This is a genomic window from Providencia sp. PROV_01 (assembly GCF_053098325.1).
Genome location: NZ_JBRFKD010000002.1, coordinates 2,209,327 through 2,233,384 on the forward strand (window position 1 = coordinate 2,209,327; position 24,058 = coordinate 2,233,384).

Sequence of the window (24,058 nt, forward strand, 5' to 3'; positions counted from 1 at the left end):
ATCCATAACCCTGCCAAATGGCGGGGTTTTTTATTTTAGCTAAAGGCTCATACATTTGTATGGGCTTTCTTTTTTTAAAGAGGTCGCTATGACAATTAATGCAGGTAACATTGAAATCATAATCAAGGCCGATACTGATGCCTTATTGGTCTCAAATAAGAAGGCGGAAAAGAGCTTAGATGAACTAGATAGAGGATTTAACAAAACAACAAAGTCGGTTAATACGACAGAAAAGTCAATACTATCATTCTCAAAGGCTGCAATCGCGGTTAGCTCTGTGCTATCGGCTAGTACGGTTGCCAATTACGCAGACGCTTGGACTGATTTAAGTAATAAATTAGCTAACTCTATACGACAAAATGAAAAGCTTGCAGATGTAACGGAGCGAGTTTTTGATATATCGCAAAAAACAAGATCTAGTTTGAATGGTACCGCTACTTTGTATGCAAGGTTAGAAAGGGGTACAAGAGAATACAACACGTCAGCGGCTGATTTAATCAAGCTAACAACAATTATAAACCAAGGGTTTGTTGTTTCTGGAGCCACAGCGCAAGAGGCTGAAAACGCCATAATCCAGCTATCACAAGGTATTGCATCTGGCGTTCTTCGCGGCGAAGAATTTAACTCTGTTGCTGAGCAAGGTAGCCGATTAATGGTCGCTTTAGCTGATTCTCTTGGGGTTGGGATTGGAGAGCTTAGGGCTATGGCTGCGCAAGGAAAGTTAACAACCGATGTTGTTGTTAATGGGTTACTTTCACAAGGCAACTCCATTGGTAAAGAATTTGCCAATACAACAGCAACGATGTCTCAATCAATTCAAACTGCGGGCAACAACCTTACAAAATTCTTTGGTGAATCAACCACTGTTCAAACTGGAATTTCAGTATTTAACTCAGCAATTATCACCATTAGTGAAAATATGAATGTAGTTTCTGGTGTCTTAATTTCTGTAGCCGCAATTATGGGGGGTAGATTTGCTGGAGCAATGTATTTAGCCACACAAAATATCATTAAGAATACTGCGGCAACATATGCAAACGCAGCAGCACAAGGGAAAATGGCTGCCGCGTCAATGGCTGCTAAATCAGCTTTAGGCTTAATAGGTGGGCCAGCAGGTGCGGCAATTCTAGCCGCTAGTGCAGTATTTTACTTCTATCAAAAAAGTCAAGAAGCCAAACAAGAGGCATTAGCTTTCGCTGATTCAATCGAAGAATTGAAAAATAAGATGAAAGATATGTCTGATGTTGCCTTGATGGGTAATATTGCCGAGGCAAGTAAGTCCATTGATGCTCAAAAAGTGTCAATACAAAGCCTTAAAGATGAGCTGGAAATACTACAAGATAACTACAGTTATACAGCGAGAAATACAGCCGAATATCAAAATAGGTCAAAAAACCTAGAAAAAATTCAGCGTGATATAGCTATCAAAACTAAGGAATTAGAAGAGGCTCAAAATAAGCTAGCTAGAACTACTAAATATGTATCAGATGCAACCCAAGAGCTAACAGATAGAAATAAAGACCTATATGATGCCATGAATAGTGCATCTGGCGTTGCTGGTAAAATGGGGGCGGCGATTGGCGCGTTGCAGAAAAAAATAAAAGCTGCTGCTGATGAGAAAGCTAGACTGAACAGCGAAATGCGTGACAACCCCGAAACTGATGACGGGAAAAAAGCCATTTTGAATTTACAAGAACAAAATGAGCTGCTTAGGATAAAAGATGGGCGCTTACGTGCAATCAGAAAAGCTGAAATGGAAGCCGATAAAGTCACCAGTAACCCAAAACAAAGGAAATTATTGATTGCTGAGGCAACAGCTAATTATGACTTAACTCAAGCTGAAAGGGAAAGAACTAGCAGCGCGAAATCATCTGCAAAAACCACAGATGAAGCAGGTGATTCACTTCAACGCTTACAGGAAAGGCTTGCCAGACTAAGTCAGGGTTACGAAGAAAACTCCTTGCAAATGGCTAAATACGATGCAGTACAGTCACTAGGCGCAAAGGCTACTCCAGAACAAATAGCATTAGCGGAGAAAAAAGCAGAAGCTATCTGGAAGATGGAGGAAGCGGTAAGAAACCTAGCTCAAGCTGAACAGGGAAGAAAGTACGCCAATCAAGAGATAGCCGCTGCCAAGGTTGCTGAAAATCCTTACACCGATACAGCAGAAGACCCACTCGCTCAGATAAACCTACAGGAACAGCAAAAGTTAGAAGCTTTAGAAAAGTATCGGCTTATTGATACTGAAAACGCTCAACTGTATGAGGATGCTAAAACCGCAATCATGCAGCAAGCAACATATGATCGCGAAAGAATACTCAAGCAAGAGCAAGATGAATACAAAAACAATATGGCTGGTCTTCTTGGTTCCACGTCTGAGTTTGCGAGTTCACTTGCTGGAGCGTTCGGTGATGCGGTAGGCGAGTCAAATGCAGCGTATAAAGCGTTGTTTGCTGTTAGTAAAGCGTTTGCAATTGCTCAAGCATCGTTAAACCTTCAAACGGCAATCGGTAATGCTCTTGCAATGCCTTGGCCTGCAAATATCCCAGCAATAGCGCAAGCAATGGCGGCAGGCTCCCAACTGGTTAATGCTGTAAGAGGTGTTAATTACGGCGGTCGTCGCTACGGCGGTAACGTATCAGGCGGCAATACTTACCGTATTAATGAATCGGGTGAATCTGAGATATTCCAGACTTACGACGGAAAACAGGCTTTCATTCCTAATAAGTCAGGGAAGGTTATTCCTGCGGATAAGGCGGGCGGTAACAAAAATATCAATTTGAATATTATATTTAACGACCATTCATCAGGTAATCACCGATTTGAAGCCGAAGCAACGCAAAATGGCGACACATTGACCGTCCAAGCGTTTCTAACTGACATGCATGAGAAGGGGCCTATGCATCGCTCGATAATTCAAAATACCACAGCAACAACCAGACTCGGATAGAGGTAACGATGGACGAAATTATTGATTACCCTCGCGGTATGCCATTGCCGATTAGGGCAGACAAAAACATGACCATCGACACGGGATTTAGGACTGACCAGCCACAGGTTGGCGCTCCTATCTTCCAACCTTTGACGGATGATTTAAAAACCGTTTGGAGTGTGCGGTGGGTATTGAGGCGAGAGCAGGAAAGGCGCTTTGCTCAATGGTTGCGAAGCCCTAACTATCTTGATAACGGTAAGCGTTGGTTTCGCATGGAGATTGATTTGGGCGGCAGTGGACTGCAAGAGCAAATAGTTCACTTCGTTCAAATGCCAGTGCAGACCTCGATAGTTGCTGGCGTGGTGACATGGACAGGAAGCATTATTTGCCGAAAACTGAACAATACAGATGATGAGTTCGGAGACTTGATTGTCGAGTTATTGCCTGAAGAATGGGGCCTGCTCGATATCGTCGTCACCGAACGCCTACCGAGATGTAAGGGGGATAAATGAAGTTAAGAGAGTACAGAGCGCAACGACCGATGCGTACATTCTACGAAACCATCCAGTTCTCCCATGATTCATTCGGAAACATTCATTTAGTCAGCTTGCAGATAGAGCCTAAAGTATTGGGCGGTGTTGAGTATCAGCCGTGTAACTTTGAACTCGCTGAAAGCCAGCAGAGCAAAACGCCGATTATCGATGCTTCGGTTAAGTTCAGTCGAGTAGCGCAGGACTTTAAGCAGCAGCTCAAGTTATGGCGGTCAAACACTCGAATGAAGCCAATTATCGCAACGTTTAGATTGTTTGATTCAGCCGACAAAGATAACTCGATAAGCGAATGGTCGCTGTACGTGAAAGACTGCTCACTTGATGCCGAATCGGTCACTGTCACGCTGTCAATGAATAACCCGCTGAATAAGAACGTTGGCAGAATATACACGATGGAAGAGTTCACAGGCTTGGAGACTGTTTAATGACGAGAAATGAATTCATAAACAAGATGATAGGCAAGCCGTGGAAGAATCGTGCGTGTACGTTTGAAGCGTGTGATTGCTGGGGATTGGTGGTCTTATATTTTAGGTACGTACTAGGTACAGAAATTCATCATGATGCTGGCTACGAATCGGACCATGACTTTGTAACTTGCTATGAGAATGAGGTCGAGTTTTGGCAGCACACTGAGCATCCAGTAGGTGACGGGATATTCATTGGCTATCGCGGCTCTCAGCCATCCCACATTGGCTTAATCATCGATGGCAATGCATTTCATAGTCGCGGCGAGAATGGTGCCGTAAGAATGGACAGGCTCATTGTGCTTGAGAAGAAATTCACGAAATTGGAGTTTATGAAATATGCCGATAGTTGAAATTCAGCGAGTGGCTGGAATACCGAAAGAAAGAGTCGATTTAAAAGTCGGCTCTTTTTTTTATAGCGATTTCCTAGTGCATCAGCAGTTGCATAGTGACATTGTCATTCTCGTTAACGGGCGTGAGCTGCAAGAAGATGACGAGTTAGATTTTGAGATAACACCGACTCACTTTATTCAAGTGTTCGACCAACCAAAAAGTGTCATTGGCGATATTCTGAATCCAGTTTTTAATTTGGTTACAAAAGTATTCTCGTTTCTCGCGCCAAAAACGCCGTCATTTTCTGCTGCGGAGTCGAATGTTAAAGACAGCCCGAATAACCGACTCACAGGGCAAACAAACGTTGCAAGGGCATATCAGGCAAGACCAGAGATACACGGTCAAGTAAGGGCATTTCCTGACCTCATTCAGCAGTCAATGTTTGAGTACAACAACAACCTCAAAACGGTTACCGAGTGGCTAAACATCGGCATTGGAGAATATAAAACTGAAAGTATCCGATTTGCTGAGTCTGATTTTACAGCAATGGCAGGGGCTAGCTACAAGATATATAGGCCAAAAGAAGTTATCCCGCTGATTAACGAAGGTTTCGAGTTCCCCGATATCGACGGACAAGAATTGCCGGGCCCCAACGAAAGTAAGGATATCCCGCAGCAAACAGCAACAGCAAACGAGGTCGTTTCTGGCGAGATAAAAGGTGGTGAAGCGGCGATAAAAATCGTTAAGCAAGATGAGTTTGAATACTTCTACGAGCTGACAAAGCCTCGCTCTATTTCAATGACAGTGAATGTAAGTTACGACACGCCACAGGGTTCGGTAACTAAAGATGTAAAAATAGACGCTCAGTTAGTTGATGCAAAAGAGAGTGATGACGGTTCATTGATTAACCCAGTTGAATATTACGAATTCTTCTTTACTAACCTAAGTGGTACTGATTTAGCTCAACTTCCACCGAATGCAGTAGTGAATACGACAAAATTCATTCTGTATGACAATCAGTTTTTAACAGTGGGCCCGTTCTTTTCGCCTGTTGACGGCGACCAGATGTGGATTCACTTACAGGCACAACTTGGTGGGGGTGATAATTGCAATGCAACTGTTGAAATCTGGAAGATAAACACGGATAACGAGGAAATAGTTGGCACTCGTCAAAGCTTCAATACTGCGCTAAGCGCCAACAACGGCGCGCGAGTTTATTACAAAACAGACAAGGTGCCGCTTAATTCAGGCCGTGGACGTTACGCTGTGCAGCTAACTCGACGCAATAACAGCAGCGACCAGAGTATCATGAAAATCGAAAACGCTCATATTGTCAGAGTGCGTGAGAATGTCGTTTTTGAGAATGACACAATAGTTAATGTGTCTGTGAGAGCCACTGAAGCACCCACAGGAGCCAGAGAGCGTAAATATAACTTATTGGCCACGCGTATGGTTATTTCGTATGACCGAGTATCAAAGCAAGTTGATTATACGCTCAGGCCATCACGAAGCTTTGCAGATGCAGTGCTGCACGCTTGGCTAATTACCGCAGGTGAAAGCGAGAAGAATATCGACATTGACGGGCTGTATCGAATTTACGATAGCTTGCCTGATGAACGCCTAGGATACTTTGATTACACATTTGATGACGAGGATATTTCTCTTGGACAACGCATCGAAACTATCTGTAATGCTGCACGAGTGACAGCTTATTTCGACAATGCAGTCCTCACATTCTCGCGTGAACAGTCCAGTGAATTCCCGATGACTACTTTTAACCGTTCAAACATCACAGGTAACGACATGAAGATATCGTATGACATGTCGATGCCAAGTGGTTATGACGGGATTGAGTTGGAATATGTCGAACCTGTTCGCAATAAGAAAGACTATATCCGTTTTCGAGTTGATGAAAACGGAATTACGGAAGGGCTATCACGCACGCCGAATAAGATTGTTTTGCAAGGTTGCCGAAATCGTTACCAAGCAATGGATAGGGTGCTGTTAGAAGCTAACCGACTTATTCATCAGCGAACAAGTATCAGCCTGACAACCCTTGCAGATGGTGGGAATGTGTACCCATCAGACATGGTACTGATAGCGGATACTTACGATTCAAACCAGCAAGCAGGATATATCACGGAACGAAAAGGAGAGGTGTTCACAACCAGTGAAAAGATTAAATTTGATGATGAAATGTGGGTGTATCTCACTGATTCTATGGGCTACACAACGCAGAAGTTTAAAGCGGAGCCTCGGAATGATACCGAGTTCGGCTTTATTGCAAGTGTACCAGAAGATATAGAACTCAATCTATACGATGGATATCAGAAACAATCCCCTTCTAGATATGTGATAGCAGCATCAGTTGAACTCGAAAACATCAAGTGGGTCATTACAGATAAGCGCCCACTTGGTGGCGAACGCTACACAATAACTGCAACCGAATATTTCGACGCAAAAGCCGACTATAACGCATAACAGCAATCATTAACCAACAAGCCAGCCATTAGAGCTGGCTTTTTTATTGGAAAAAATAAGCATGAGACAAAATGTAAAGCCAACACAAGAGCCAGTTCCAAGTAGTGATATCAAAAACCTTTTCTTTAACTCAGGATTATTAGATATATGGGCCACATCATTAGAACATAAGTACATTGACCGCTTTGGTAATTGCCATTTAACAGCTGCGGGTATGGAGTGGTTATTCAAAGAGTTGGTCGAGAAATTTAAAGTCGATATGAATACAGCTATTGTCGCGGCTGGTTATATTACTATCGATAGCTTCCAACAAGGCGCTGATTTACCGAATAATGAATTAACTCAACGTAATCAAATTCTTCGTGATGAAACTACAGGTGAATATTACCGCTGGGATGGTGATTTGCCTAAGCAAGTTCTAGCTGGTTCGACCCCTGAATCTACAGGCGGTATAGGTAAAGGTGCTTGGGTTAGTGTTGGTGATGCTGCACTAAGGCCATTAGTAAATGTGCTGAATAGTACAGTAGAAAGAATCCCTTTGTATTTTGATACCGTGAATCATTTAATCACAGAGCCAATTGATTCCGGGGTTTTAGTTAAAACGTTAGGTCTGAGATTTAAAGGAGATGGGGGAGGCGCTGAATATCGAATAGTTTCTACTGCTGGGGTAAGACCTGAAACCAAAGGTTATAAAATAACATCATACCCTACTGAATTTGGAGATTTAGAGCTTGCAAACGGTAATATTGCAATACGCCTTAGTCCAGTTGAAACCCCTGATGAATTACGTATATGGGCTCACCGTGGTGGTCAGCGAGGCGTAGCTGAAAATACTATGTATGCATTTAGTCAAGCAATCGAGAACGGAGCACACGGAGTTGAACTTGATGGGTGTATGTCAGCTGATGGAGTTTGGTATGTATTTCACGATGCGTTCGTATCGGATTTAACAAACGGAACAGGGTATGTACGTGATTTAACCTCAAGCTATATGGATAGTTTGAAACTAAAAAGACTGATTGGCACTCGATTTGAAAACTCAGTGCGCATACCTCGTTTCTCTGAGTTCTTGAAATGGGCTGCTGAGAATGGCGTTAACTTTACGGTTGAACTTAAATACAAGCGAACAGGGAAGGAGGTGGAAGATTTTCTCACTGGCGTGCAAATGATTGTTGATGCAGGATGTGAGTCGTTTGCACACGTTCAAGTCACTACACTAAAAGAAGCTTTACTTATTCGTGAAGTAAGCAAGCAGATTGTAATCAGTTATTCATTCGCAAACTTAAACACTCCATCGGATGTGGTGTGGATATACAAGGACTTCGAAAATGTAATTATTCAGACAAACACAAACGGGATAACCCCACAATATAAAGAAACCGTTAAGCTAATCAGAGCGCTTGGTGGTGATGTTATCTGCTACACGTCGAGGGACATGGAGCTAGATATCAAAAAAGCACTCGAAGCAGGAGTAAGAAATATAATTTCAGACCGCGGTTGGGAGAATAAATAATGAACTTAGCAATATCGCCACTTCCAAATAAATGGGATGTATTGACTACAGGCACTGGCGCTGTGAATAAAAACACAGATGGGTCAGTAAAAATCACCGACAATGACACAACAAGCACAGCGTACATCTATAAATGCGTGCAAGTGTCAGCCGGAGATACTATCACTGTTTCTGCGCTGGTTAATGTAAACTCCGGTTCTTTATCTATTATTACGAGCGAAATGTACTGGGGAGCATCTGACTTCAATCAGCAAAGAACAAGCAGACACGGACTTCATGAGATATCTATTGCTCATACTGTAAAGCTAGATTCTAACGCAGGGAAATACATCTTTATTAAGATTGGGTGCACAGGCGCTGACACTGCTGATGCAGATGTTCTGTGGTGTAAAGTTGATATTGAAAAATCATCGGTTGGTTCTTTGCGTGATGTTGCGTACGGATACATAACACTGAATAACGGGACTGTCGAGTTAAACAATTCATTTGCAAACTCTGGTATAGCATCAATGAATTTGACAACTCAAGGATTAGAGATTGAGTTTGATAATGTATTATTACTATCAAGAGTAGAATCAACACACAATGGAATTCTCCCACTAATTACAGCGCATAATGTTTTCACTCCCAACACTCATTATGAGCCTAGAGTTGTCAGCTATGAACCCTCAACGAGAAAAGCCTTAATTCGTTTTTGGAGCCTATCTGGCGGTAGTTACACACCAGACGCCAAGGCTATTGAGTCTAGAGTTATCGTCAGAGCTAGCATTGTATAGATGCGAGAGTTGTTGTGACGAGCTGTGCCGAAATTGTGACACAAAAATGAGAGGGGATTTGATGTGCGTGCCATATTTGTGACACATAAAAAGGAAAGGATCCGACATTGAATGTCAAAGATTGCAAGCATGGCACGTTTGCGAATGGTGAAATGCTTTTAAATCATATGGTTAATGATTAACTTACTGACTTGTAATCAGTAGGTCACCAGTTCGACTCCGGTAGCCGGCACCAAATAAGAACCCGTTATCTCTCAACCAGATAACGGGTTTTTTCTTGTTTGTAATTCATGTCATTTTACCCCTTCTAGTTGCTGATAAGTACATCAAGAACATCACCACTCAAATGATTTTAAAACAATGAGAGAGTAGATATGGCTGAGATGAAATTAAAATCTCAGATGGATATTCGGGTTAACGACAGAACTGGTGATGAGAATAGTGAAGGGTGGTTAGGGTATTCCTATAATAGGAGGAGCTATCCACTCTATAAGTGGCTACAATCTTAGGCGAATTTACTGATCTTATTTTTTCTCATAGTAGTCTATGGTTGATGGCATCAAGTTGCTAAAAATAGCGACTAAATTGACAAATATAAGCAAAATAATCCGTAAAATGACAAAAATGCATATTAATAATGAGATTAATTAACCCATATATGTGATAATTTTGTCAGTTCACTACTGTTTAAGTGATTACGTTTTTAGTTTAATCGGCGTATCGTTCTGAAGAGGAAAAAGGAATCCGGCAGAGCTGCTGATTAATTGGCATACTAAAAATCAAATATTGCTTAATAGTTTTGAAAAGGTTATCCGACCGTTATCTACTTAAGTAGAAGATGAATTTTAAGGATATTCAGCTAGTTGTGGGTGAAAACCCATTTTGTTGTAGTAATCATGTTGAATTTAAAAGACTAAATATTGTCTAAAATAGCGTGCATTCTGCAAAGGCGAAGTATTGGGAGATATAATGTACGCCAAAAACCCATTTTCACTGAAATTGGTCCATCCGAAGTACTTAGTAACATGGATGGGGGTTTTTATCTTATTTTTATTGGTTCAATTACCTTATAAATGGCAGATATCGTTAGGTGCTTTTTTAGGTATCAATTCGCGGTATTTTATTAAAAGAAGAGTATCAATAATTAAACGAAACTTAGAGTTGTGTTTTCCGGACAAAAATAAAAATGAAATAGATATTCTGGTAAATGATAACCTAAAATCTTTGGGGATCGCATTATTTGAAACTGGAATTGCCTGGTTTTGGAGCGATAAAAGAGTTAAAAAGCTCTTTCAAGTAAAAGGAATGTCTAATTATTTAGATGCGATTGCGAAAAACAAAGGTGTAATAATTGTTGGGGTTCATTTTATGTCACTTGAGTTAGGTGGTCGGATTATGGGCCTTTGTTTCCCTGTTAATGCAATGTATCGGCCGCATAATAATAAAGCGATGGAATATATTCAAACAAAGGGACGGTGCCGTTCAGGTAAAGGAATGATTGACCGTAAAAATTTGAAATTTATGGTTCAAGAGTTAAAAAATGGTAAGTCCATATGGTTTGCACCCGACCAAGATTTTGGACGAAAAGGGACGATATTTGCGCCATTTTTTTCTGTTAAAAATAGTTCCACCTCAAAGGGAACATCAATACTTGCTCAATTATCTAAATCACCAACACTCACAGTAACATTATTGAGAAATAAGAGTGGTGCTAATTATGATTTGATACTGGGAAAAGAAATACCTAAGTACCCAAGTTGTAATGCATTACAGGATGCAACAGCAATTAACTCGGTTTTAGAGATGGAAATTATGAAAGCGCCAGAACAATATCTTTGGGCTCATCGACGGTTTAAAACTAGGCCGGAAGGGGAAGTGTCACTTTATAGTTAGCTTTATATTTATCTATAGCAGTAAAGGCAATCGTGATTAAAAGGAATTAGTTGGCTTTTTACTGATAACCCTTTTTGTATTATAGTTTTTTTAGACTCATAATATAAAACGAGATAAATAAACCTTTTATCTCGTTTTAATCATAAGTTATAGTCTTGTTTAGTACGGATTTTTTTGTTAGAACCAGCTGTGTAGCATAAAGTATGATAATGAAAATATAAAAATTACCATTAGGTGTTGGAGTACCTTTAAAAACAAAAGAAATCTTCTTATTTGATTCATTGTTTCCTGCTTTGGCTAACAAAAAGAGTAGTTAATTAAAAAGTTTTATTCTGTGTAGTAACGCTAATTATAAAATACCAGTTTGTATATAAAATATTACAAAAATGTGAAATATATTACGCTTAATAAGTAAAAATATCTAATTTAAAAATATTTAACAAATAACTGATCATTTATTGCGTAAAAATAGAACTACCTTCAATAACGATATTAATCGAAGGCAATTCTATTATAGAGTTACTTTAGAATAAACTAAAAACTATTTTCATATTCTCGAGCTTTTTTATCGTCATAATTATGTTCCCATTTGGCAATAACCAGAGCGGCTAGGGCATTACCTACCACATTAAGTGCCGTACGTGCCATATCTAGAATTCTGTCAACACCTGCGATGAATGCTAACCCTTCTAATGGAATCCCTACACTTCCTAGCGTGGCAAGAAGAACAACAAATGAAACACCTGGGACACCAGCAATACCTTTAGAAGTGATCATAAGAGTAAATACTAAGATAAGTTCTTGCCCAATGGAGAGTTCTATACCATAAAGTTGGGCTATAAAAATAGCGGCAATACTTTGGTATAGTGTCGAGCCATCTAAGTTAAATGAATAACCAATTGGAATAACAAAGCTTGTTACAGACTTAGGCGCTCCGTATTTTTCCATTTTATCCATAATACGAGGAAGTACGGTTTCAGAGCTGGCCGTCGAATAAGCGAGTAACAATTCATCTTTTAATATTTTCATCAAAGTGAAAATATTAATTCGACAATAACGGGCAACTAATCCTAATACAACAACCGCAAAAAATATAATTGCACAGTGGACGAGTATAACCAGTTTCAATAAAGGAACTAATGATGAGAAACCAAAGTTAGCAACGGTAACGGATATTAATGCGAAAACCCCGATTGGAGCATACATCATAATCATATTTGTTACGCGGAACATTGTTTCAGAGAAAGTCTGTAATACATTGAGTAATGGTTGTTTTTTCTCTAATGGTAAAGAAGAAAGCCCTAAGCCAAATAATACAGCAAAAAAGATGACGGGGAGCATATCACCACTCGCCATCGCTGCAAAAATATTACTTGGAACTAAAGTGAGGATCGTATTAATGATCCCGGAAGGGTGGCTTTCAACTTCTTGGGTAGTTTTTTCATATTGTGAAATATCGACTTGAGTTAATTGCGACATGTCAATACCAACACCTGGTTGGAATATATTGGCAAAAGAGATACCGACGATAATGGCAATTGTAGTAATAATTTCAAAATAAAGAATAGTTTTAAAACCGAGAGAGCCTAGTTGCTTGGTATTACCAACGCCTGCTATTCCAACAATTAGGGTTGATATTACAATAGGAACAACAATCATCTTGATTAACTGAATAAATATTTTACCAGCCGGGGATAGAATATTTAAAATCAACCAATCTTTGTACTCTGTATTATCATGTAAAAGCGCACCAGCAATAACGCCCAAAATAAGAGCAACCAATATTTGCCATCCTAGGCCAAATTTAAACGGTTTTTTTTTAGTCACTTGGTTTAATGTCATAATGAAATCTCATTTTATATTAATAATTCTTATGTATGTCTTTTTATTATCATAAATTTTATATCGAATATTCGAGAAAACTACAACTATTAACTCGATAAATTTGAGTAATTCCAATGTGTAATTTATATCAATTTGTTTGTTTTGTTAAATTATTATATGATAATAACGTTTTATGTTAAATATTATATATGAATGTGAATTTTAGGTGAGTTTTGAAGGTAAATTAATATTTAAAGTAAATGGAGTAAATGTTTTAAATTTGTTAATGAAATGGTTTGTTGTAGTGCTTGTTTTTCGCCGATAAAACTAAATAGAGTGAAAAATAGCCACTAAAAGTATTATTTTCATTGGAAAGGTTTCTGAATGTGATTTTATGTTTAAATCATTCTATTTAATTAGTTAACAAAAAATAGAATTTAATCTAATAAAATTATGGCTAGATAATGAAGCATTATTAAAATATAAAAGTTATTGCGATAAATGATTTATCACTAAAATTTATGTAATGAAATTAGTGAAGAATAGAGAAATTTAATAATAGACAAATTAAACTTTAAATAATTCAAAGAGCAGATTGTTTCCGTTTAAGTGCAGCGAGTAATGTGCGTTCAGAAAGGTCTAAGTAATTACGCAACATATTAGCCGCATCTAAATTTTGGCCAGAATCTAATAAGTTAAGAATAGAGTGGTTTTTATCAATATAGGGAGCATACAAAATTTTAGGGTCATTGAGGTGACCAAAGGCCAGTCGTAATTCAGCTGACACATTACGGTATAATTTAATTAAACGCTCGCTGTCGGATAACTCGACAATGGCAGTATGAAATTTCATATTTGCAGTACCTACACCGACCCAGTTCTCGGTCTTTTCATGTTCACGAGCTTTTTGAACAGCCTCTTTCATTTTATGAACTGATGGATGCAAGGCATATGCATGAGTTAACGCATCACACTCAATAAGCCGGCGAACTTGGTAGATATCGATAATGGCGGCCATATCAGGGACTGAGACAAATACACCCTTATTTGGAGCATAAGTTAACAAACCTTCCTGCGTAAGTACGCGAAATACTTCTCGCAATGTGTTGCGAGAGATATCGAGTTCTTCACTTAATGTTGCTTCAGATAAGCGCTGACCCGGCGTGATCTCCCCAACTGTTATCTTATAACGTATAACTTCTGCAATAGTGACAGATAAAGTTTGTGCAACAGATTGTTTTTTCATAATAAAGGCTAATTTTAGTCTCAGGGGTAATAATTCGTTATATTCACATATTCAAGTTATGGCAGCAAGTTTCCTTTCTTTTTTACTCATCATCCCATTTCATGTATTTGCACAAAAATAGTGAAATTATAAATTTATCGCACCAACTTGGTGCGAACTAGTCGATAAGCAATATGCATGTGCAGTGAAAATTGTTAAAAAAGTGATCTCGTCTTGATTTTTAAACGAGCAATTACGATTTTTATTGATTGTTTATTCATCATTTAATACTAATTGTTCAACAATTCATTAAAAATGAATTAACAATATAGGTAACAAGTAGAACAATGGCACGATAATTGCCTTAGTGATTGTGACATCAACAACTACATCAATAATTAAAACAATAACTATTAGAGGAGTATGCACATGGCCGCTCAAGAAAGTGCACCAACTACGGCTGAATATGTGAAAAGCCGCCGTTCATCACTGATAAGCGCAATTTTTTTAATGGCAACGTCTGCCATTGGGCCTGGGTTTATCACACAAACGGCTACTTTTACCGTGACATTAGGAGCCGCTTTTGCCTTCGGGATATTAGCGTCTATTGTGATTGACTTCATTGTTCAGCAGAACATATGGCGAGTTGTTACCCTGACTAAAATGCACTCATCCGAAATTGCGAATGCCACAATTCCTGGGAGTGGTTATTTACTTGCTATATTAGTTATTTTTGGCGGGCTAATTTTTAATATTGGCAATATTGCAGGTGCAGGGTTAGGGCTTAATGCCTTAGTTGGCTTAGACCCGAAATGGGGTGGTTTGATTAGCGCACTATTAGCCATTTATATTTTTTCTTCCCGTAAGGCCAGCACATTTATTGATAGGTTAATTATTGGATTAGGTGTAGTGATGATTGGCTTAACGTTATTTGTCGCTATTGCATCAAATCCGCCTGTTGGTGAGGCATTACGCCAAAGCGTACTACCGGACACGGTTGATTTTGCCATGATAACCACCATTGTTGGGGGCACTGTTGGGGGGTATATCTGTTATGCAGGCGCTCATCGCTTATTGGATAAAGGCGCAGTAGGTATTGAAAACATTAAAGTTGTTTCTAGCGCTGCGACAAAAGGTATCTTAGTTGTTGGGTTGATGCGTTACATTTTATTTTTGGCTATCTTAGGTGTAGTTGCAAGTGGTGTGACTATTGATATTTCTGGACATGCGGCTAACCCAGCATCGCAAGCATTTCAGGCAGCTGCGGGTAATTTTGGTTTACGTATCTTCGGTTTAATTCTATGGGCTGCAGCACTTACCAGTGTGATTGGTGCAGCGTATACCTCAATGAGCTTCTTAACGGCATTTAAGTCTTCTATCACAGAAAGGCAACGTAATGTCGCAACTATCATATTTATTGCAGTCTCTCTGATTGTCTATTTATTTATGGGAACAGCCCCTGCGGCATTATTGGTTTTTGCCGGTGGTTTCAATGGGCTAATTTTACCTATTGGTTTAACTTTATTTGTTTATATCGGCTGGAAACGCTCAGATTTAATGTCAGGTTACCATTATCCACGTTGGCTATTATGGTCTGGTGTTGTGACGTGTGCACTCACTTGGTATATGGGCGCAATGTCTGTCGGTGCAATCTTTAATTATCTGAAATAACTCAAGGAGAAGCCATGAGAAAGCAAATTGATTTAAATAGCGACCTTGGGGAGAGTTTTGGGCAATGGGAAATGGGGAACGATACCGCCATTCTTCCTGTTGTTAGTAGTGCCAATATTGCCTGCGGTTTTCATGCGGGTTCGCCAGAAGGGATATTAAAAACCCTTAAAGCAGCGAAGGAAAATGGTGTTGCTGTTGGTGCTCATGTTGGTTATCCCGACTTAGTGGGATTTGGTCGACGTAATATGGATATTGCATCAAATGAATTAACTGCGGACGTGATTTATCAAATTGGTGCATTACAAGGGTTAGCAACCGCAGCAGGAACACAAGTTTTATATGTTAAACCCCATGGAGCATTGTATAACACGATTGCTCATGATAAACGTCAAGCTATGGCGGTGATTGATGCGATATTAGCCATTGATAAGCAGCTGATATTAGTCGCATTAGCAGGATCGCCATTAATTGAGTGGGCGAGAGAATGTGGCTTAAATGTCGTCGCAGAAGCTTTTGCTGATAGAGCTTATAACAGCGATGGTACATTAGTATCTCGAAAATTAGCCGGCTCTGTATTACATGACCCACAGATAGTCGCAGACCGCATGTTGCAATTGGTCATGGAGGACGGTGTGATGTCAATTGATGGAAAATTTACACCGGTTGACGCGGGGTCAATTTGTGTTCATGGCGATAGTCCTGGCGCTCTTGAAATGGCAAAACAGGTACGCGCTATTCTAGAGAAACAAGGTATTGAAATTTATGGTTTTGCTCATAAAGGAGACCGCGAATGACACCGCTAATGAAGGCATCACAGCAGGCCATTGAAGCCGCTCGTCTTGCACGCCTTGCTATCCGCGAAGGATATGACAAACCAACAGCTGGCCTTGCTCCGGGCATGACTCAAGCCAACATGATTGCATTGCCACGCGATTGGGCATTTGATTTTTTATTATATGCTCAGCGTAATCCAAAGAGCTGCCCTGTTTTGGACGTATGCGAAGCAGGGAGTTGGCAAACTGTTTTAGCTGAAGGTGCTGATTTACGTACTGATATTCCACGTTACCGTGTGTGGGAAAATGGTCAGTTAACCGCTGAAATTACGGATGCGACATCGATTTACCAACAATATCCTGATTTAGTGACTTTTTTAATTGGTTGCAGTTTTACTTTCGAAACACCAATGATTGAAGCCGGTATTGATGTACGGCATATCACCGATAAATCCAATGTTCCGATGTATAAAACTAATCACCTTTGTCGCCCAGCTGGGCGTTTACAAGGGGAGCTAGTGGTTTCAATGCGACCAATACCTGCAAATCGAGTAGCGGATGCTGTGAGTATTACTGGCAGGTTTCCTGCAGTGCATGGCACGCCTGTTCATATTGGTGCACCAGAACAATTAGGTATTGTTGACATTATGCAACCTGACTTCGGTGATGCGGTTCGTATCGAAGAGGGGGAAATCCCCGTTTTTTGGGCTTGCGGCGTAACGCCTCAAGCGGCAGTGATGAAATCAGGGGTTCCTTTCGCATTAAGCCATGCACCTGGTTACATGTTTATTACGGATGTACCCGATGCCGCATATCATATATAGAGGTGCCAATTGAGATTTTTACCCGTCAATTTAAGTGCCTTTATGGTGGAGTTAGAAAGTCTTGAACAAACAATGGCATTGACTGATTCATTAACAGAAATGCCAATTTATGGGATTGACGAAATTACGCCAGCAGCAAGGACGATTTTAATTCGCTATAACCCGATCAAGATTGATGTAAATGATTTGGTTGAAAAGATTTCGCTTAGGGATGTGTCAAGTGTCGTCGGCAAGGCCAGCAAATTGGTCACTATCCCTGTTCATTATAATGGGGAGGATTTATCCGATGTTGCATTGCATTTAGGTATATCCACCGCTGAAGTTATACGTCGTCATACAGAAAATGAATTTCAGGTTGCATTTAGCGGTTTTGCCCCAGGTTTTGGTTACATGGTTTCGAAAGGCGCTAATTTGAATGTTCCAAGGCGTCAATCACCAAGGGTGCGCATTCCTGCGGGTTCTGTTGCATTAGCGGGAGAGTTTAGCAGTGTCTATCCACAAGCTAGCCCTGGCGGATGGCAGTTGATTGGTGTGACTGAGCTATTAATGTGGGATATCAATCGACCTGAACCTGCGTTAGTTCAGGCAGGAACGCGGGTCAACTTTGTTGATGCAACGAAAAGTCAGATTAGCTATAGCTTGCCAACTAAAGTAGAAAGTGAAACTAAACCTGAGAGTACCACTGCTGATTTAACCGTTTTAACGACGGGGTTACAGGTTTTATTTCAAGATTTAGGGCGTATTGGCCAATCGGCATTAGGTATTTCAGAATCAGGCAGTATGGATAAATCGGCATTGCGTAGTGCAAACCGTATTGTGGGGAATGAATCAGACTCACCCGCTTTAGAGATAACACAAGGTGGGTTTAAGGCTCAGGTACACAAAGACCTTATTGTTGCAGTGACTGGAGCGCCTTGTGTTATTGACGTTATCACGGCAGAACACGAACAATATCAAGTTAATACTTATCAACCAATTCATTTAGCAAAAGGCGACACCATTAAACTAAGCCGGCCGAACAAAGGTGTACGTAGCTATTTTGCTGTGCGGGGTGGTTTTAACATAGAACCTATTTTATCGAGTTGTTCGTTTGATACGTTAGCGCAAGTTGGTCCAGCCCCAATTACAGCAGGCCAAACATTAACGGTTAACACCAATTCGTCTTCATTAGCCGTTTCATTGTATGAAACACCTATTTTTGATTATCCCGCTGAAAGCGACATAGTGGTTTTGGATGTGGTATTGGGACCTCGAACGGATTGGTTTACAAAACAAGCCGTTGAGCAACTAACGAATCAATTATGGCAAGTCACTGCGTCATCAAACCGTATAGGTCTGCGCTTATTGAGTGAAAAACCGTTAGAACGCGAACAATTACAGGAGCTACCGAGTGAAGGGACTTGCATTGGGGCTATTCAAGTGCCAGCAAATGGCCAGCCCGTTTTGTTTCTCAACGACCACCCTTTAACTGGCGGTTATCCCGTTATTGGCGCGGTATGTGAATACCATTTGGATTTAGCAGGACAAATCCCGGTGAATGCCAAAATACGTTTTAATCCACTCGGTGAATTTAAAGCATTGTAAGGGAGCCATTGTGCTTATGAACATGAATAATAACAAAAACCATAAAGTATTGATTGCTAATCGAGGCGAAATCGCAGTTCGTATTATCCGTGCATGTCGTGATTATGGTTTTCAGTCTGTTGCCGTTTATGCGGATAGCGATATTGATGCACTCCACGTCAAAATGGCGGATGAAGCCTACGGGCTTGGAGGAAATTCCCCCACAGAGAGTTATTTGAATATTGAAAAGCTGATTAGTCTCGCTCAGCAATCAGGTGCGACGATGGTGCATCCAGGATATGGTTTTTTATCTGAACGGGCTGAGTTTGCGCGTGCAGTTGAAGCCGCAGGGTTAATCTGGATTGGGCCTAGCGCAAACAGTATTGATATATTAGGCGATAAGGTTCAGGCTCGTCATATTGCAATACAGGTCGGCGCACCGCTAGTGGTTGGCACAAAAGACCCGGTGAATAGCGCACAAGAAGTCCTCGAATTTGCCCATCAACATGGTTTGCCTATTGCCATTAAGGCTGCGTTTGGTGGTGGAGGTAGAGGGCTCAAAGTCGCTTGGCAACTCCATGAAGTTGAAGAGCTTTATCATTCGGCTGTACGTGAAGCGACCGCGGCATTTGGTCGTGGTGAATGCTTTATTGAACAGTTTTTGCATAACCCTCGGCACATTGAAGCACAAGTTATTGCGGATACGCATGGCAACGTGCTGGTGGTGGGAACCCGTGACTGTTCACTGCAGCGTCGTAATCAGAAACTGGTTGAAGAGTCGCCAGCACCTTTTTTATCCGAAAGTCAACAACAACAAATTATTCAAGCCTCTACCGATATTTGCCGTAAAGCAGGTTATGTTGGAGCAGGAACCGTTGAATTTTTGTTAAGCCAAGATGGAACGCTGTCATTTCTAGAAGTGAATACGCGCTTACAAGTTGAGCACCCAGTCACAGAGGAAACCGCAGGTATTGACTTGGTGATTGAGCAGTTACGAATTGCAGAAGGCTTACCTTTAAGTATTAAGGAGATGCCGATCCCACGAGGGCATGCTTTTGAATTTCGTATTAATGCTGAAGATGCTGGAAACGGGTTTTTACCGACCCCTGGCACCATTACCGTTTTTGATGCACCATCGGGGCCTGGAGTGCGTGTTGACAGTGGCGTAATGGCTGGAACAACAATACCGGGCACCTTTGATTCGTTAATGGCGAAATTAATTGTAGTGGGTCGTACTCGAGAGCAAGCTATTTCGCGTGCACGCCGTGCATTGGCTGAATTTACTATTGAAGGTGTTGCATCAGTTTTACCATTCCACCGTGCAGTAATGGAACAAACTGATTTTTGTGATAATTTTAGTGTACATACGCGTTGGATAGAGACCGAATTTAATGTGGAAATTCCACCGGCAAAACGGCAAATTCCATTATCGGACCCTGAGATAACACGTACTTTCATTGAAATCGATGGAAAGCGTTGCGAGTTAGGTTTACCCACTCAATTGTTTTCTCGTTTTTCAGGTAATAACTCCGTAGCAGCGCATTCTGCGCCTCAGAAGGTCCACAATCCTGATGCGGTCAATGCCCCCATCTCTGGGATATTGTTTAATTGGCTGATCCCTCAGGGAAATAATGTTTCAAAAGGGGATGTAATCGGTGTAATGGAAGCAATGAAAATGGAAGTGCAAATTGTTGCACACCGAGCCGGAACATTGAAACACGGGGCTATTAAAGGGGATTTTGTTGAAGCAGAGAGCCCAATAGCTGAAATTATTTAATTTGGTGCCTGTTTAGTTTGAGCTAAAGGAGTTAGCTCAAACTAACGGGAAAGCCGTTCTGGCAATGTTCTGAGAGGGAGATGCGGTGCGGGTATGGTATGTTTCTCTTCAGCGGTCATTTCATTGCTATCACGATAGACCTCACCACAGAGAAAATAGAGGTTCGGTCGCTTAGATTCTAGGTAATTTTTTCGGCTAATACATTGTTCTTGTGTAAAAATAGTTTCAGTCACCGGTAACGCATCACATGAATCTGTGCCACAAGGGCTAACCCATAACGCCCAACCAATGAGTACCATATGTCCTGCCATTTACATTGCCTTCCTTAATAAGAACCAATATGAACCGCTGAAAGTAATGACTGTAAGTAACTATCTAATTCACATACGCATTATAGGTTAAATTCTAACATTGAGTTAACCAAATGTATGTATTTAGGCATGATGAATTCTCTCATGCACACTAAAAAGCAAATCTTTATAAATTAAAAAGTTGCGAATTATTATAAATAGAAAATAAATGATTTAATAATAAATAACGCGGAATATTGTTAAAATTACCTTGTTGATAATGAGTGTTTTTTTGTGTTAGATCGCAAAAAACAAAATAATTATCTGCAATTAACCGATATTAGAGCTCAAGCCTGTCAATTAAGGCTCTTTTTAACTAGGATTATGACAACCACTAATAAGAAAATAGATAGGAATAAATCATGAATGCCATGGAAGAAGTGCTTTCATTTTGGTTTGAGGAATCGACACCAAAACAATGGTTTGAAAAAAGCGCTAAATTTGATTTGACGATAGCACAACGGTTTGCGCATATTTGCGAACGTGCAGCTAAGGGAGAATTAGCTTATTGGCGGGCATCTATTCGTGGGCGCTTAGCGGAAATTATTGTTCTAGACCAGTTTTCTCGTAATTTATGGCGTGATACGCCAAGGTCTTTTGCTCAAGACGCAATGGCTTTAGCATTAGCGCAAGAGGCGATTAAGCAACATGATTATAATCTCCTGACATTATCACAGCGCAAGTTTGTTCTAATGCCATTTATGCACTCTGAATCGAGTTTTATTCATTTACAGGCAGTTGAGCTATTTCGCATGCTGGGTGACGACGGCACATTAGATTTTGAAATGCGACATAAAGCGATTATTGATAAATTTGGCCGTTATCCGCACCGTAATGAAATTTTAGGCCGTGCATCAACACAAGAAGAAATTTCATTTTTACAAGAGCCAAACTCTTCTTTTTAGGTTGCAACCAAATGAGCCCATGTTTTGTTTAATAAGCTCATTTGGTTTAGTATTTTATTTAGCGGAATAATTCAGTATTGACTGGAGATAACGCTAATTCCAATTGTAGTGATTTAAGGTAAATTTCAGTGAGTTGTGCAAGGGTAGGGTAAAAAGCAGTCTCTGTTTTGCTTTGCTGCACTAACTTTAAATAGCGATATGCCCAAGGCAATAAATATTGCTCAAATAAAGTAATAATGGCGCTGTCGTCCTCTTGTTCCGCTAAAGCAGAAACGGCCATCATCATTAAGCCAAATTGGTCTTCTGGTTCTCGTAGCCCTGTATCAGTGACTAGACCTTTCGTTTGCAAGAAGTCGCGATAAGCCGTTGTTGACTCTCCCATAACCGTATTATCATGTTCTAAATACACTGAGCCCCAAGGCGGAGCGGGCATACTACCTTGTCCTTCGAATAAAATTGAATAATCATACGCAATATCATCAGGTTGTATTTGTGACAACAAAGTACAAATAGCCTGAATTTGCTCTGGGTTTTCCCAAGAATGTAATTGTGGTATTTCACCCAAGACAGGGTAGACATTGCGTAAAGTGTCCGATTGCGGAGGGTAGTAGAAAAACGCACCAAGGATGCGGATCATTGTCGTGTCAATCATATTATTTTATCCGTCTTATTTCGTGCTAAAGGCTGACATCATTATCTGATTTCCTGCAGTTATATTGATGCAGGATGGTGTTGGATTTCTAAACAAAGAACCCCAAGTGGGGTTCTTTTATGAAACACTATAACATAGTAATAACAACGTCTTACATGGTTATTTGCCACAAGTTATAGAATGCGATGCGGCCAGCAAGTTCAGCTAATAATACTGCAGCAGCACAAGTCGCTAATGTCGCTTTTGGTGCGCGGTGCTTTAACGCCATACCAACGAATGCGGCTAAAGCAATGGCTAAGACAACGACTTGGAAACCCCAGAAGCCAGTTTGTTCGTTGCTAAGAGCTGGACCAGTTTCGGTTAAGAAAGCTTGGTAACCAGCACGGCTAGCAAAAATAGCGAAAGTACCTATTAAGAATGAAGCAATACCTAGGCCACGAGCACCGATTGCAATGGCGAGTGCACCGCCTCCGACTAACATCGTCATCCACATTTGTAGTGTGGTGTAACCGGTATTCCAGTTAGCAATAGTGGCGATGTTGTATACCTGAGGTATTGACCAAACAAATGCAAGTCCTGACACTACCGCGGCAATATTAGCCAGTTCACGTAATAACGTATGTTTGAAAAACAAAGTAAAAAACAACGTTGCAGCAGCGCATCCAACAAATACGCCACTCAAGAACGCTTCATTACTCATTGGTGAACGGCCTACACCCAGCAGCATATTAAAGAAGCGTAGTGGTTGGCCAACGTGTAATCCACCGATACCTAAGCCTATTATCATAATAATAAAGGCCACGATATTGGCAGTTTTTAACTGTTTATCGTCAATAGAACCCATTCTACGGCTGATATAAGCGAGTAAGAAAAGCCCAGCAGCTGACTGTCCTAAGACGGTGAAAAAAACGAGTGGTAATTCATGCATCTTATACCTCCGCAGGGTTTTTTAATTCGCCACTTTTATCGCCAAATGGCTTCGCATCTTTATGTGGTTTGATAACAATATTCGGGTTCGTCAGGCTTGGGTCTGGCATTGGCGCAATACCACACTCCGTGCCGTGTAATTCACGAAGAACATTAATATCATCAAAATCTAAAGCACGCTGCGGGCAAGATTCAACGCAAACAGGTTTCATCCCTTTTGCGACACGCTCATAACAGCCGTCGCATTTACTCATCAGTTTTTTCTTCTCATCAAATTGTGGTGCGCCATACGGGCAGCGCAACTCACAATAACGACAACCAACACAAATGGATTGGTCAACCACGACTAACCCATCTTCTTCACGTTTATGCATTGCACCAGTTGGGCAACCCGCGACACAAGTCGGGTTTGAGCAATGGTTACATGAAATAGAAAGATAGTAATTAAAGACGTTTTGTTGCCAGATACCATCTTGCTTTTGCCAACTACCGCCGCCAAATTCGTAGACGCGACGGAATTTTGGACCTAAATCTAAATCTTTTTCATCCTTACAACTGACTTGACACGTTTTACAGCCAGTGCATTTTGTGGAGTCAAAGTAAAAGCCATATTGTTTCATCATT

Annotated in this window: 20 protein-coding genes; 14 read left to right on the plus strand and 6 right to left on the minus strand. The window is 40.6% G+C overall.

Annotation, left to right across the window (positions count from 1 at the left end):
* Nucleotides 1-88: 88 nt before the first annotated feature.
* The 8 genes from ACU696_RS10710 to lpxL all read left to right on the plus strand — a co-directional run bounded on the left by ACU696_RS10710 (nt 89) and on the right by lpxL (nt 10,943).
* Nucleotides 89-2,950, plus strand: coding sequence for a tape measure protein (locus tag ACU696_RS10710; protein WP_447343099.1), 2,862 nt, complete (start codon nt 89-91; stop codon nt 2,948-2,950).
* Nucleotides 2,951-2,958: 8 nt separating this feature from the next.
* Nucleotides 2,959-3,444 (plus strand): hypothetical protein, encoded by a 486-nt coding sequence (locus ACU696_RS10715; protein WP_349495883.1) that lies wholly within the window; start codon nt 2,959-2,961, stop codon nt 3,442-3,444.
* On the plus strand, nt 3,441-3,908 hold the full coding sequence (locus ACU696_RS10720) for a DUF1833 family protein (RefSeq protein ID WP_447343100.1): 468 nt from the start codon (nt 3,441-3,443) through the stop codon (nt 3,906-3,908). Before ACU696_RS10715 ends, ACU696_RS10720 begins: the two co-directional genes overlap by 4 nt.
* Nucleotides 3,908-4,300, plus strand: a complete 393-nt coding sequence (locus ACU696_RS10725; protein ID WP_447343101.1) for an NlpC/P60 family protein — start codon at nt 3,908-3,910, stop codon at nt 4,298-4,300. The genes ACU696_RS10720 and ACU696_RS10725 overlap by 1 nt, the downstream gene beginning before the upstream one ends.
* Nucleotides 4,287-6,761 carry a host specificity factor TipJ family phage tail protein gene (locus ACU696_RS10730; RefSeq protein ID WP_447343102.1) on the plus strand — a complete coding sequence of 825 codons (2,475 nt, stop codon included), beginning with the start codon at nt 4,287-4,289 and terminating at the stop codon, nt 6,759-6,761. The genes ACU696_RS10725 and ACU696_RS10730 overlap by 14 nt, the downstream gene beginning before the upstream one ends.
* Nucleotides 6,762-6,822: 61 nt before the next feature.
* On the plus strand, nt 6,823-8,274 hold the full coding sequence (locus ACU696_RS10735; RefSeq protein ID WP_447343103.1) for a glycerophosphodiester phosphodiesterase family protein: 1,452 nt from the start codon (nt 6,823-6,825) through the stop codon (nt 8,272-8,274).
* Entirely contained in the window at nt 8,274-9,050 is a 777-nt protein-coding gene (locus ACU696_RS10740; RefSeq protein WP_447343104.1) for a hypothetical protein, read from the plus strand. Before ACU696_RS10735 ends, ACU696_RS10740 begins: the two co-directional genes overlap by 1 nt.
* A 969-nt stretch (nt 9,051-10,019) precedes the next feature.
* Entirely contained in the window at nt 10,020-10,943 is a 924-nt protein-coding gene (gene lpxL / locus ACU696_RS10745; RefSeq protein ID WP_109911567.1) for an LpxL/LpxP family Kdo(2)-lipid IV(A) lauroyl/palmitoleoyl acyltransferase, read from the plus strand.
* Between the two features lie 534 nt (nt 10,944-11,477).
* Here the strand turns inward: lpxL and gltP are convergent.
* Nucleotides 11,478-12,785, minus strand: coding sequence for a glutamate/aspartate:proton symporter GltP (gene gltP, locus ACU696_RS10750; RefSeq protein WP_109911568.1), 1,308 nt, complete (start codon nt 12,783-12,785; stop codon nt 11,478-11,480).
* A gap of 565 nt (nt 12,786-13,350) precedes the next feature.
* Complete coding sequence (locus ACU696_RS10755; protein WP_196718739.1) at nt 13,351-14,013, minus strand: GntR family transcriptional regulator; 663 nt, start codon at nt 14,011-14,013, stop codon at nt 13,351-13,353.
* 408 nt (nt 14,014-14,421) lie between these two features.
* Here ACU696_RS10755 and ACU696_RS10760 point away from each other — a divergent pair, with 408 nt between their 5' ends.
* From ACU696_RS10760 to ACU696_RS10780, 5 genes are read left to right on the plus strand one after another with little or no spacing between them, the layout of a single operon-like run.
* The gene (locus ACU696_RS10760) at nt 14,422-15,663 is read left to right on the plus strand and encodes an NRAMP family divalent metal transporter (protein ID WP_004912166.1); all 1,242 of its coding nucleotides are present in this window, start codon (nt 14,422-14,424) and stop codon (nt 15,661-15,663) included.
* A 14-nt stretch (nt 15,664-15,677) separates the two neighbouring features.
* On the plus strand, nt 15,678-16,457 hold the full coding sequence (locus tag ACU696_RS10765) for a LamB/YcsF family protein (protein WP_109911569.1): 780 nt from the start codon (nt 15,678-15,680) through the stop codon (nt 16,455-16,457).
* Nucleotides 16,454-17,260, plus strand: a complete 807-nt coding sequence (locus ACU696_RS10770) for a putative hydro-lyase (protein ID WP_004912159.1) — start codon at nt 16,454-16,456, stop codon at nt 17,258-17,260. The genes ACU696_RS10765 and ACU696_RS10770 overlap by 4 nt, the downstream gene beginning before the upstream one ends.
* 9 nt (nt 17,261-17,269) lie before the next feature.
* Complete coding sequence (locus ACU696_RS10775; RefSeq protein ID WP_164528676.1) at nt 17,270-18,844, plus strand: 5-oxoprolinase subunit B/C family protein; 1,575 nt, start codon at nt 17,270-17,272, stop codon at nt 18,842-18,844.
* 16 nt (nt 18,845-18,860) lie between these two features.
* Nucleotides 18,861-20,600: an acetyl/propionyl/methylcrotonyl-CoA carboxylase subunit alpha gene (locus ACU696_RS10780; protein ID WP_209102147.1), complete on the plus strand. Its 1,740-nt coding sequence runs from the start codon at nt 18,861-18,863 to the stop codon at nt 20,598-20,600.
* Between the two features lie 41 nt (nt 20,601-20,641).
* On the opposite strand, the gene ACU696_RS10785 is transcribed toward ACU696_RS10780, so the two are convergent.
* On the minus strand, nt 20,642-20,911 hold the full coding sequence (locus ACU696_RS10785) for a hypothetical protein (RefSeq protein ID WP_004912150.1): 270 nt from the start codon (nt 20,909-20,911) through the stop codon (nt 20,642-20,644).
* 401 nt (nt 20,912-21,312) lie between these two features.
* Between ACU696_RS10785 and ACU696_RS10790 the strand changes: the two genes are divergently transcribed.
* Nucleotides 21,313-21,855, plus strand: coding sequence for a DUF924 family protein (locus ACU696_RS10790; protein WP_164528677.1), 543 nt, complete (start codon nt 21,313-21,315; stop codon nt 21,853-21,855).
* A 58-nt stretch (nt 21,856-21,913) separates the two neighbouring features.
* Here ACU696_RS10790 and ACU696_RS10795 read toward each other — a convergent pair whose 3' ends face one another.
* The 3 genes from ACU696_RS10795 to ACU696_RS10805 form a co-directional block, all read right to left on the minus strand.
* On the minus strand, nt 21,914-22,507 hold the full coding sequence (locus tag ACU696_RS10795) for a TorD/DmsD family molecular chaperone (RefSeq protein WP_004912146.1): 594 nt from the start codon (nt 22,505-22,507) through the stop codon (nt 21,914-21,916).
* 151 nt (nt 22,508-22,658) lie between these two features.
* Nucleotides 22,659-23,435 carry a dimethyl sulfoxide reductase anchor subunit family protein gene (locus ACU696_RS10800; RefSeq protein ID WP_004912143.1) on the minus strand — a complete coding sequence of 259 codons (777 nt, stop codon included), beginning with the start codon at nt 23,433-23,435 and terminating at the stop codon, nt 22,659-22,661.
* A gap of 1 nt (nt 23,436) precedes the next feature.
* On the minus strand, nt 23,437-24,054 hold the full coding sequence (locus tag ACU696_RS10805; protein ID WP_110731999.1) for a DMSO/selenate family reductase complex B subunit: 618 nt from the start codon (nt 24,052-24,054) through the stop codon (nt 23,437-23,439).
* Nucleotides 24,055-24,058 lie beyond the last annotated feature (4 nt).